The organism is Pseudomonas sp. KD5, assembly GCF_012932895.1.
GTDB lineage: Bacteria > Pseudomonadota > Gammaproteobacteria > Pseudomonadales > Pseudomonadaceae > Aquipseudomonas.
The window spans coordinates 17,482-28,861 of the sequence record NZ_JDWJ01000004.1 but is presented as its reverse complement, the minus strand read 5'-3'; the positions used below and the strand labels follow the sequence as shown (position 1 = coordinate 28,861).

The 11,380-nt window shown below is 62.5% G+C and carries 9 protein-coding genes; 2 read left to right on the top strand and 7 right to left on the bottom strand.

What is annotated here, in order from left to right:
* From AF70_RS09880 to AF70_RS09870, 3 genes are all read right to left on the bottom strand, one after another.
* A partial coding sequence (locus tag AF70_RS09880) for an Ig-like domain-containing protein (RefSeq protein ID WP_169342479.1) occupies positions 1-2,759 on the bottom strand: 2,759 nt, incomplete at its 3' end.
* Positions 2,760-2,808: 49 nt separating this feature from the next.
* Positions 2,809-3,654, bottom strand: a complete 846-nt coding sequence (locus tag AF70_RS09875) for a sulfotransferase (protein ID WP_028939525.1) — start codon at positions 3,652-3,654, stop codon at positions 2,809-2,811.
* Between the two features lie 151 nt (positions 3,655-3,805).
* On the bottom strand, positions 3,806-5,377 hold the full coding sequence (locus AF70_RS09870; protein ID WP_028939524.1) for a glycosyltransferase family 39 protein: 1,572 nt from the start codon (positions 5,375-5,377) through the stop codon (positions 3,806-3,808).
* A 275-nt stretch (positions 5,378-5,652) separates the two neighbouring features.
* On the opposite strand from AF70_RS09870, the gene AF70_RS09865 reads away from it, so the two are divergent.
* Together AF70_RS09865 and AF70_RS09860 are read left to right on the top strand one after the other, a co-directional pair.
* Positions 5,653-6,240 carry a phage tail protein gene (locus AF70_RS09865; RefSeq protein WP_018929399.1) on the top strand — a complete coding sequence of 196 codons (588 nt, stop codon included), beginning with the start codon at positions 5,653-5,655 and terminating at the stop codon, positions 6,238-6,240.
* A gap of 56 nt (positions 6,241-6,296) precedes the next feature.
* Positions 6,297-6,608, top strand: a complete 312-nt coding sequence (locus AF70_RS09860; RefSeq protein WP_007940987.1) for a hypothetical protein — start codon at positions 6,297-6,299, stop codon at positions 6,606-6,608.
* A 58-nt stretch (positions 6,609-6,666) separates the two neighbouring features.
* Here the strand turns inward: AF70_RS09860 and AF70_RS09855 are convergent, their stop codons facing one another.
* The 4 genes from AF70_RS09855 to AF70_RS09840 are packed head-to-tail and all read right to left on the bottom strand — an operon-like array spanning position 6,667 to position 11,371.
* Entirely contained in the window at positions 6,667-7,164 is a 498-nt protein-coding gene (locus AF70_RS09855) for a GNAT family N-acetyltransferase (protein ID WP_028939523.1), read from the bottom strand.
* Positions 7,165-7,175: 11 nt separating this feature from the next.
* Positions 7,176-9,272, bottom strand: coding sequence for a biotin/lipoyl-binding protein (locus AF70_RS09850; protein ID WP_028939522.1), 2,097 nt, complete (start codon positions 9,270-9,272; stop codon positions 7,176-7,178).
* A complete protein-coding gene (locus AF70_RS09845; RefSeq protein ID WP_019651579.1) occupies positions 9,273-10,592 on the bottom strand; it encodes an efflux RND transporter periplasmic adaptor subunit in 1,320 nt (439 codons plus the stop codon).
* The gene (locus AF70_RS09840; RefSeq protein WP_026331885.1) at positions 10,589-11,371 is read right to left on the bottom strand and encodes an efflux RND transporter periplasmic adaptor subunit; all 783 of its coding nucleotides are present in this window, start codon (positions 11,369-11,371) and stop codon (positions 10,589-10,591) included. Before AF70_RS09840 ends, AF70_RS09845 begins: the two co-directional genes overlap by 4 nt.
* Positions 11,372-11,380: the final 9 nt, after the last annotated feature.

The following is an 11,380-nucleotide window of genomic DNA, read 5'->3' as shown; positions in this document are numbered from 1 at the left end:
ACGATGGTCGCGGTCGGCGGGGCGGTGTCGATGGCGTAGTTGTTCGAATTGGTGGTGCCGCTGCCGGTNTTGCCCGCCAGATCACTGACCCCGGTGTTGTTCAGGGTGATCAGGTTGGTGGTGTCGTTGATGCCCGCCGAAGGCGTGAAGGTCGCCGTCCAGGTGATGCCGCCGTCGCTGCTGCTCACCGCGCTCAGCGTGCCGTTGGCGATGGTCAGGTCGGCGTTGGTGAAACCACTCACCGCTTCGCTGAACGTAATGGTCACCAGCGAGGTTTCACTCGCGGTCAGCGTTGTATCGGCCACCACAATCGTGGCGATCGGGCGTACCGTATCGACGGCGTAGTTGTTGGAGTCGGTGGTGCCGCTGCCGGCGTTGCCCGCCAGGTCGCTGACTCCGGTGTTGTCCAGGGTGATCAGGTTGGTCGTATCGGTGATGCTGGCGGTTGGGGTGAAGGTTCCCGTCCAGGTGATGCCGCCGTCGCTGCTGCTCACCGAGGTCAACGTACCGTTGGCAATCGTCAGGTCCGCGTTGGTGAAACCACTCACCGCTTCGTTGAAGGTGATGGTCACCAGCGAGGTTTCGCCGATTTTCAGCGCATTGTCCGCCACCACGATGGTCGCGGTCGGGCGTACGGTGTCGACCGTGTAGTTATTGGAGTTGGTGGTGCCGACGCCAGCGGTGCCCAGGCCGTTTATCACGCCGGTGTTGTCCAGGGTGATGACGTTGGTCGTATCGGAAATACTGGCGGTCGGGGTGAACGTTGCCGTCCAGGTGATGCCGCCATCGCTGCTGCTGACGGAGCTCAGGGTGCCGTTGGGGATAGTCAGGTCCGCGTTGGTGAAACCGGTCACGGCCTCGGAAAAGGTGATCGTCACCAAGGACGTTTCGCCGATGCTCAGTGTGGTGTCGGCGACCACAATGGTCGCGGTCGGCGGTGGCGAATACGCGGTGTTGAGTACACCTCCGTCGTTGTAGATAGTCGCGAAGGAGGTCGGCGAGGTGCCGGTTGAACCCCCGCCCTGCGCGGTACCGCCTGCGCCACTGGCTGCGGCATTGCCGGCCAGGGCCGCGAAGTTGGCGGCCGTCATCAGCAGCGTGCCCTTGTTCCAGATCGCACCGACGCCCCTGCCGCCAATGCCGCCATTACTGGCATTGCTGCCTTGGCCACCGCCACCGCCACCGCCGCCACCGGCACCGATGTTGTTGCTGATGGTCGACGTGCCGATGACAGTGATGGTGCCGCTGCTGGCGTTGTAGATCCCGCCCACCGCGTTGCCGCCAGCGCCACCGACCTTGTCCCAACCGGACCCGCCGCCGCCACCGCCAATGGAAATCGTGCCATTGGTGGCCGTCGCACCGTTACCGCCATTGCTGTAATAGGAAACGCCCACCCCGCCAGCACCGCCAGTGGTGGAACCACCGCGACCGCCCATGTGGGTGGCGTCATAACCGCCGCCATAACCACCGACACCGGCGCTGCCCGCCTGGCCGCCCAATGTGCCGGTGCCCGGCCCTGCCGAACCGCCGTGCCCGCCGCCCTGGCCGCCTAAACCGCCACCGCCACCGCCGCCACCGCCGTAAAAAGCGCCCGTGACACCGCCGCCGCCACCGCCACCGGAAGCGGCGTTGGAGGTCACGGTAACGTTTTTCAGGGTCAGAATCCCTGCGTTGAAAATCCCCCCCGCCATCGCGCCCGTGGCACCGTAGCCACCGTTGCCACCGTTGCCCGCCACCAGGCCACGGGTGATCACCAGGCCATCGAGTGTCACCGTGCTGCCAGACGCCACTTCAACCACTCGGGTCTTGTACTGACCATCGAGAGTCACATCTGCCACACCGTCGTTGTTCAAGTCGCCATCAACGTAGACGCTCTTGTTGATCAGCAACTCGGAGGTCAACTGCACCGTCATGCCGGTGCTGAATGTGACGATATCGCCGTTCTGCGCCGAGGCGAGGGCGGCACGCAACGAGCCGACGCCCGTGTTGGCGTTGTTGGTGGCGGTCCAGGTGGCCAGGCCCCAGTGATAGTCGTTCATGGCCGTGGTCGAGAGCACGTTGGCGCTTTCGATGTTGCCGGTGGCAATTTCCAGATTCCAGTCGCCACCGACCCCGGTGCGGTTGCTGGAAGCGGCGATATCACGACCGGTCAGTTGCGCCAGCGAGTCGACGAAACTCAAGCCGCGCTCGCCTTCGGCGGTGTAGCAGCCGTAGATCATGATGTCGCCGCCGACGTTCATGTCCTTGCCGATTTCCGCCAGCACGGCGCTGCGGGCCGCGACGTTATCGGCCGACAGATAACTGTTACCCAGCCACAGATCGCCTGCGTTGCCGTGGGCGATGATCTGCACCGAACTGATGCCCTGATGGGTGTCCAGATAGTCGGCAATTTGCTGCAAGCCGTCCTTGCTCGCGTCCAGCTGAACCACCTGAGTGCCGGGTGCGACGCCTTTAAGCAGGCTGTCGGCGTCCTTGACCCGCGAATCGACGAACACCACGCTCTGCCCCGGCACCGCAACGGGCGTCGGTGCTGGCGTGGCATCGGCCTGGCCATGGGTGTCCTTGCTGGCGACCGACTGATCGGCAGTCGGTGCCTTGACCGCGTCGGCCGTGGTATGGCTGTCAGCCTGGGCGGTATCGGCAACCGTGGCGGCCACCGCGCCGTCGAACAGCATGCGTGGCTCCAGGGACATGATCATTGGCGAGGCCAGCGCTCGTGCGCCTTGAGTAACCCGCGACTTGCCTTTGCTCCACCACATGCTGCTCACCCGGACTCGAACTTTTGACAGATCAATGAAAACGCCGCGATCAACTGATCGCGGCGTCGGCTTTCATACGAATGACATTGGCGGCGCTGGCTGAACCATCGAGCCAAAAGGACAACTCGGCGTATTGCTTGAACAAATCCGGCGGCAGGATCGTGCGCCTGGACTGCAATTGAACCTTGGCCTTCACCTTGTGCAGCCCCGAGAGGCCAAGGGCCTGGTCGAATTCCGGCGCGTCGTAGGCCAAATGATCGAAATCATGTTCGAACCAGGGTTCGCCGATGAAGTCGTAGACCAGCCGCATCACCCGCTCCGGCGCCTGGCTCAGCAGGTCGTAATCGATGATCAGCAGTGAGTCGGCGTGTTCGCCGTAATAGGCTTCCTTGAGGGCGGCCCAGGAAAACCCCACCAACCGATTGCGTTGGGCCAGGGTTTCGCAGCGGCTGTAGACCGTATTGCGCTCGACCGCGTCGCCGAACAGCTTGGTGTTTTCGAAGGGATTGGCGCGGTACAGGCGCTCGATGCTGTCCATGACCCAGGCGACATTGCGCACACAGGCAATGATCTTGGCTTGAGGGAACAGATCGCGGATCGCCGGCAGGCGCGAACTCCACAAGCGGTTGGTGTCGAACACCACCGGTTTGTCGGCCTTGTCGGCATAGTAAGAATCGAACAAGCCACGCAACAGGCGGCGACGCAGGTCGGTGTCGATCACCGCACCGAATTCGCTGCCGGCGCTGCATTGCTCCAGAACACCGGAAAAGAGTGCGCCCACGGGGCTGGTCATGCCGGCATGAAAACGCGGATTCTGCAAAAGAATGGCAGAAAGCAGGGTCGAGCCCGAGCGCGGCAAGCCGGAGATAAAGTGGAACTGCTGCAATCCATTCACCCGTCATTCAGTCCTTTGTACGACGGAGCGTAGACCATGAATGGCCTTACAGCTAGTGGTGTTTTGATATCAAATCGGAGCTAAATCGACTGGAAAACGCAGTTTATATAACTGTTTAAAAGTTGAATCGTTTAAGCCCTGAAACCACGAATTACTTCAGCACATACAAGCGTGCCACGGCGCCTCCCCCCCGGGCTTCGTCGACGCGTCGCCAGCCCGCGGGCAATGGAGCGAACTCGTCCGCCCCCTCGAGGGTACCGACCAGCCATACCCGACCAGTGCCTTTGGGCAAGGCATCGAGGCTATCCAGGTAGATGTCATTGGTCACCAGCGTACCGAAACCGTAGGCGTTCGGCCGGCTCGACCGGCCATCGGCCAATGGTGGCGTGAACAGCATCGGTTTGGCGTTGGTCTGGTTGTAATAGACGTAACTCAGGTACCAGAGCATGTCGCTGGTGACGATTCGGTCGCCGGGCATGAAGTGCTGGTTCACGTGTTTGGCCATGACGCTGATCTGATCCTCAGTATCCACCGTGGCATTGTTCTTCAGCCCCACCAGCTCGACACCGGCAAACAGCAGCAGCACGGCCAGTGCCAAGACCTTGAGGTCTGTGTACAAGCGATCGACGGCCAGTGCGACAACCATCGGCAGACCCAAGGCGTAAGCGGTCAGGTAACGCTCGATGAACACCGGCGAGATGAACGACACCGCAAACACCAGCAATAACGGGACCGCGGTGTAGATCACCGCCAGCGCACTGCCACGGAACACACTGCGGTCGCGGGCCAGCGCCACGCCCGCCAGGGCCACCAATGCCAGTGGCAGCGCAATAAAAATCAGCGTGGGCAGGTTCTCGCCATCGTCCTGGATCAGGAGCGACCAGATCATCGACGGCAATGAGTCGAGCATGACGGGGGGCTCCCACCCCACATCACCATTGGCCTTGAGCAGATCCAAGTGCTGGATCAGATCAATCAGGCTGGGCACCCACGGCAGGTACAACAGCACAATCGCCACATTGGCCAGCCACCAGCCCGAGCGCTGAATGTGCCGCAGTCGATACCCTGGCTGCACACGGATCAGGCCCAGATACAACCAGTGACACAGCACGCACAGCGCGGTGAAGTAATGGGTGTAGAACGCAACTGTCATCAGCAGGGTGTAGATCACCAGATAGCGCGTGCGTTGTGGCCGTTTTATCCAGTACACCAGGGCGATCGTGGCGCCGATCAGCCACATCCCCAACAGCGAGTACATCCGCACTTCCTGGCTATACCGCACCGCCGTCGGCAACAGCGCCAGCAGAACCCCGGCCAGCAACGCGGCGCGGCGGGTCGCGAGCAGGTCCACCAGCCAGACACCGAGCCCGACCGTGGCAATCCCCGGCAGCGCGCTCAGGCAACGAATCGAAAAAATGCCGTCGCCGAACAGCTCGATCCAGCCGTGCAGCAGCATGAAATACAGCGGCGGATGCACATCATGGGCTGCATGTTCCCAGATCCCGGCCAGGGAATACTGGCTCAGCAGCAAGCTGGACCCTTCGTCGCCCCAGATCGCCGCCGCCGTCAGGTCGTAAAAACGCACCAGCGCGGCCAATGCCAGGATCGGCAGCAGCCAGTGCTCCCGCGCCCACCGCAATAAGCGGCGGGCAGCCGCCCATGAGCCCGGTGTCGCGTGCGGATCCTGAGTGTCACCCAGCGGTGTTTCTCTACGTGCCTCCATTGCCTCCCCTTTTTCGACCTGATGTGCCTCGACCCAATGAGCTTCGACCCAGTGAATACGCAATTTTCTCAAGCACTGTAGGACAGGCTCAGGCCCGTCGTCGATGCTGGCTTTAAGACGGACGACGTCCGGCAATCATTCCGATCAGCGTCTACGCTTTGGCGTGGCGTGACCCAGCCACGGAGATGAACGGAGTCGGCTGATCACTGCGATCCGCCCGGATAACCGGGCCTGCGATGTGACATATCAGACACTAACCTGAGGGATGAGGAACTATGGAAGTATTCATGGGCACTATCCAACCTTTCGCCTTTAACTTCGCCCCCAACGGCTGGGCCCTGTGCTACGGCCAGACGCTGGGGATCTCGCAATACCAGGCGCTGTTCTCACTGCTGGGAACCTACTATGGAGGCAATGGCACCACCAATTTCATGCTGCCCAACCTGCAGGGCCGCATGCCAATTGCCCAGGGCAATGGCCTGGGTCTGACCCCGCGCGTCATCGGCGAGGTCTCCGGGACCGAGAACGTCACCGCGACCATCAATAACCTGCCCAACCACACCCACGCCCTGTCCGGGCTCACGGCCACCACCACCCTGCAACTGGCCAGCCCGGCGAGCAACCCGGTCACCAACCCGACCGCAACCAACTCGTACATCGGTGCCTCGGGCGGAGGGCCAGGCTCGGCGAGCATCTACTCCGATCAGCAAGGTGCTGCGGCTGTGCCGCTCAAGGGCGTAACCAGCACGGTGACAGGGGAAATCTCGTCCGCCGGCAATGGTTTGCCCATGACGGTGATGAACCCGTTCCTGGTGCTCAACTTCAGCATCGCCCTGAACGGATTGTTCCCTTCGCGTAACTGAGGGTCTGGCCGGGGGATGCACACCCCCCGGCCACTTTTGCTTGATGGAGGGATGCCATGCTGCAACAGGTTCAAAGCCAACACTTTCAGGCACTGCTGGGCAAGACCGGGACGCTGCGGCTGCCCGATGGCAGTGAATTGCCGATCCATATCGACACCCTTAAAGAAACGCCCCATTCACAGATGCCCAAAAGCGAGCGCATGCCGTTCAGCGTCGAGCTCAACAGCCTGCAACCCACTGACTTTGTCGATGGCTTGTGTGCGCTGGAGTTGCCGGAACTGGGCCAGGTGGAAAATATTTTCGTCTCGCGAGTACCGACCATGGGGCGGGATCCCGACGTGGGTTATTTCTACATCGCCTTCAACTGAGACTTTGTGGGAGCGGGCTTATGTGGTGAGCCCCTCACCACAGTTTTTTGTATTGCTCTTAACCCTGCGGGTACCACACCAACCGCTCCGCCGCCGGGTTGCGCTCTTCAACCTGAAACCCCAGCGCCAGGTAATGCTGGCGCGCATGGGGATTGTTGGCCCAGACCACCGTCGCCACCGGGCAACGGATTTGTTGCGCGGCTTTTTGCACGCCTTGCAGCACCGTCCGCCCGTAACCCCGGCCTCGGGCCTGGGGGATAAACGCCAGGTACAGCACGCGAATTTCATTGGGACCGAAGTCGGTGGTCAGCGCGCCGATGGCTGTGTCGAGTTTCTCGATCACGTAATGCATGGCATTGGGAAAGTTTTCCCCCAGTCCTTGCTCCTGCACGGTGAATTGCTGGGCAATCACCTGCTCGACCACTTCCTGCTCGCCGTCGATCCATTGCAGATCCGGCCGCGCCGCCTGGTAAAGGCTGTGCAGGAAAGGTCCATCGCTGGTCCGCGAAGGTCTGACCACCAGGCCGTCCGCCGCCACTGAATTGCTGTTCGCCATCGCTGCTCTCCCTAGAAACCGCTTTCCCTGACCCCCAAGGCCGCCATGCGCCGCCAGGCAACGCCCAGCAACGATTCGCCACTGCCCTGCAACACCACGATGCCGCGCAAAGGTTGCACCGGCGTCGGCGTCTCTTCGAGGATGCTCAACCGCGCGCCATACTGCGCCTGCACCGGCTCGGCGCGCTGAAGCTGATCCCGGCGCACGGCAATCGGCCCATGATGATCGGAAGTCAGCGCCTCTTGATCGACATAAGCCGCGCCGTTGGTATCGATTTCGCTTAATTGCACGGCGATCGCCGGGTGCATCGGGTCATCGGCAATGAACCGCCCGCGAGCACCCGGAGCAACACGCCACAGCTCGGCTTCGGCCAGATAACCGCGCAACCGCGCGCCGTCTTCGACCACCCGAACCAAAGGCTCTTTAGTCGAAAGCCAGCGCCCGACCGTTAACTGCGGCAGCAGATCGCGTACCTTGCCGGCGTGGGGTGCGCGTAACAGCAGTCGCTCACGCTGGGCGACCAGCCCTCGGTATTCAGCCACCGCTTCCGCCAGGCGCTGCTCGACGATTCCGGCGTCGGCTGCAGTTTCGCTGCGGCTGGCCTGACGACGCATCTGCAATTGCTGGATCTGGATCTCGCGACGAACGATCGCCTGGCGTGAGTCCAGGTCCGGTGTCTCCAGCTCGATCAGCACTTCACCCTGAGCGACAACCTGGCCGTCGTGCACATTCACCGTTTTTACCCGCGCCGCCACCGGCGCGTGCAGGGCGCTGGTGCGTCCCGCCTCCAGCATCGTCGGCAGCTCCACCGCGCTGCGCCACGGCAGCGCCAGCAGCAACAACAGCCCAAGTAATGTCAGGCTACTGATCAGTACCCGAGGCGTATGCGCCTGTTCGCGACGACTCCACCATTGCCGCCACTCGTTCAGGATCGGCAGGAAGATGAACCACACCAGCTCCACCAGCATCAGGAAGATCCCCAATACCTTGAAGAACAGGTGATAAACCGCCAGCGCAATCCCGAAAAACAACGCCGCGCGCCACAGCCACGAGCCGTATCCCCAGATCAACAAACGCCGCTGCATCTTCGGCGACCACGGCTCCGGCGCCGGGGCAGCGTAGCCGAACAGGAACTCGCGCAATCGCCAGCGACACAAGGCAAAGGCGCGCCCCTGAAGGTTGTCCACCTCCCAGAAGTCGCTGAGCAAGAAGTAGCCGTCGAAACGCATGAACGGGTTGAGGTTGATCACCAGCGTAGTAATCCAAGTCGCACTGGCGAGCATGAACGCCGCCGTGCGCCCGGGGCCATCGGGCAGCAGTGACCAGGCGAGCAGCGCGATACAGGCCAACACCAGTTCCGCCAGCACCCCGCCGGCGCCGATCAGCAATCGCGCACGTCTATCGTTGACCCGCCAGGCGTCGCTGACATCGGTGTAGAACATCGGCAGCAGCACCATGAACGCCACGCCCATGCTCTGCACCCGACAGCCGGCGCGCTTGGCCATGAAGGCGTGGCCGAACTCGTGGCACAGCTTGGCGAAAAACAGCGCCACCGCGAACGCCAATGCGCCGCCGAGGCTGAACAGGTGCGGAAAAGTGGCGATGAATCGCTGCCAGTCCCGCGATACCAGAAACACCCCGAGCCCCAGCGTCGCAGGCAATCCGTAGCGCAATGCGCGCGGGCCGAAATGCTCCAGCCACGGCCAGACGCGATTGAGAAAGGCGTCCGGGCGCCATAGCGGAATCCGGAAAAACAGGTATTGATGCAGCAGGATTTTCCACAGGCTCTGGCGCTGAGCCGCGGCCTTCAGGCTGTAACTGGCACGCTGCGATGGGTCGAGGGCGCTGATCAGGTCGTGGCCGCGCAAAAACTCCAGCAATTGCTCAAGCGCCGCGCCGTCCAGCGGCAGCCCTGGCTCGCGGTTGGCGGCACGCAGCACCTGCTCGGGATCACCCAGGGACCAATGACGCAGCAAGCGCATCGCCGCCGCGCCGAGTTTGAAATAACGTCCACGCACCGGATCGGCCAGGGTCCAGCACGGCGACCCGTCGAGGGCCGGGGCTGCCGCCGACAATTGCAAGTCTGCCCGCAGGCTCGGCAAGCTCATCTAAAGGCCCACGCTCTGACGCAACCCGGCCAGCGGTCGACGCAACAGGTACAGCGCCAGCGGCGCACGGTCACCGAAGACTTTCGCCGTGCCACGCAGGCCAATGCGCGGCGGTGCGCCGTCGAATGTCGCATCCAGTCGATAAGCCAGTTGCCCGCCAGCTGTTGGCTGCGCTTCATAGGCCGAACGTTCGAGCCTGGCCTGGTACCGCTGCAGTGGATCACTGTCGAGAAACAGTGCGACCTGCGCCCCCGGTTCCAGGGCAATCGCATCGCCCACGGCCAATTCGATGCGCAACTCGGCCTGATTCGGGTCGGCGAGTTCCATCAAGCGCTCGCCGGTCTGCACCGGTTTGCCGGTCCAGCGTTCAGCGTCGGCGAACACCGCGATGCCGTCTCGCTCGGCACGCACTTCGCTGCGTTTGAGCAGTTCACGGGCGTAATCCCGTTCGGCGCGTTTCTGCTCGACACGTGCGGCCAGCAGATCGATTTTCGAACTGGATTCGGCATCGGCGAAGGAGCGTTGGGAATTGGCCTTGAGTTCTGCTTCGGCAACGCCCAGGGCGCGCTCGGCCACATCGGCCTGCGCCTTGAGCGTAGTGCTTTCGAAGCGCAGCAGCAGATCACCGGTTTTCACCGTCTGGTTGGGTTTGACCAGGAACTCGGCGATCACCCCGTCCAGTGGCGCGGCGACCACCCGGCCGCCCAACGGGACGACTTCGGCCGGTGCCAACACCGATTGGCGCACCGGAATCAGCAACCCGAGCAACAACACGGCAACCAGCGCCACCTGACGCTTACGCGTCCAACGCAGTCGCCAGGGCTTGCGCGGTTGCAGCGCCAGCCAGGCGTGACTATAGGTGTCGCCCAGTTGCGACAACAACACCTGCTCGGCAGGGTTCCATGGCACATCCCGCGCCAGCCACAGCCCGCCGAAGATCTCGCCCTGATGATCAATCAGCGGCAGCCAGAACACTTGAGCGGCCGACAGACTTTGCCAATCGGCCTGAATCGATTCGCTGAGCAGATCGGGCGCGATCACCCGTGCCTGTTTCAGCACTTCGAGCTTGAACAACTGCGTGACCGCTTGCTCGACAAACGCCACGAACGGCGCATTCGGCTCCACCGCACTGACACCAGTCACCGCCTGCACCTTGCCGGCGATCAACAACGCGGCATGGCGGAAACTGAACAGCGCCTGACCGTCATTGACCAGGCTGTAGGCCAATTGAGCAGGATTGCGCGCGGCGCGGGTCTGGCGTTCGAGATCGAGAAACCTGGCAAATACCTGCTCGGCGCCACCCGTCACCGGCGCGTTCATTTCAGCTCCGCGAAACGCGCCGTCCCGCTCATGCCGGCCAACAGGCCGCTGGCGTTGGGCAGTGTCGCCACCAGCAGCAAGGTCTGGCTGCCTTCGTCGATCCGCGCGCCGAGGCGCTTGACCGTGGCATCCAGCGGCTGACCGGTTTCATCGGGAACAAAGCTGAACGTCTGGCCGGGCTTGAGCTTGCCCATCCAGCGTGACGGCACCAACAGGTGAATTTCCAGAGTGCGGTTATCGACAACGTCCAGCAAAGGCGCGCCAGCAGCAACGCTTTCGTAGCGCTTGACCTTGCGTTCGACGACCTGGCCATCGAACGGCGCAACCACGCTGCAGCGTTTGACCTGAACCTGATAAACCTGAGATTGCGCCTGGGTTTCGCTGACCTTGGCCTCGGCTCGCGCCACTTCAAAGCGCCCCACCGAATTCAACGCCGCCAGTTGCCGGTTATGGGCCAGTTCCTCACCGGCGCCACGATTGGCGGCCTGTGCCGCGTTGAGCTGAGCCTGATAAGCCGAACAGTCAAACCGCGCCAGGGTGTCGCCCTTTTTGAACGACTCGCCCTCACTGAACGGCAACTCGACAATCCGCCCGGACAACTCACTGGCGAGCACAGCCTGATCCCGGGCTCGCAACACACCACGGGCCTCACTGCTGGCTGACGCGTTACCGCCGACCGCGTTGCTTTCCAGCAACGGATCGTCTGGCGCAGGCGTTTGCGCCTGTACTACGCACGTTACAAAGGTTAATCCCGCAACCCAAATACGAAAACGCCGCATAACCGTAAC

Bases quoted from the DNA above. Each gene is read 5' to 3' on its own strand.
- AF70_RS09870 (WP_028939524.1), bottom strand. From the start codon at position 5,377: ATGGAGGCACGTAGAGAAACACCGCTGGGTGACACTCAGGATCCGCAC.
- AF70_RS09865 (WP_018929399.1), top strand. From the start codon at position 5,653: ATGGAAGTATTCATGGGCACTATCCAACCTTTCGCCTTTAACTTCGCC.
- AF70_RS09860 (WP_007940987.1), top strand. From the start codon at position 6,297: ATGCTGCAACAGGTTCAAAGCCAACACTTTCAGGCACTGCTGGGCAAG.
- AF70_RS09855 (WP_028939523.1), bottom strand. From the start codon at position 7,164: ATGGCGAACAGCAATTCAGTGGCGGCGGACGGCCTGGTGGTCAGACCT.
- AF70_RS09850 (WP_028939522.1), bottom strand. From the start codon at position 9,272: ATGAGCTTGCCGAGCCTGCGGGCAGACTTGCAATTGTCGGCGGCAGCC.
- AF70_RS09845 (WP_019651579.1), bottom strand. From the start codon at position 10,592: ATGAACGCGCCGGTGACGGGTGGCGCCGAGCAGGTATTTGCCAGGTTT.
- AF70_RS09840 (WP_026331885.1), bottom strand. From the start codon at position 11,371: ATGCGGCGTTTTCGTATTTGGGTTGCGGGATTAACCTTTGTAACGTGC.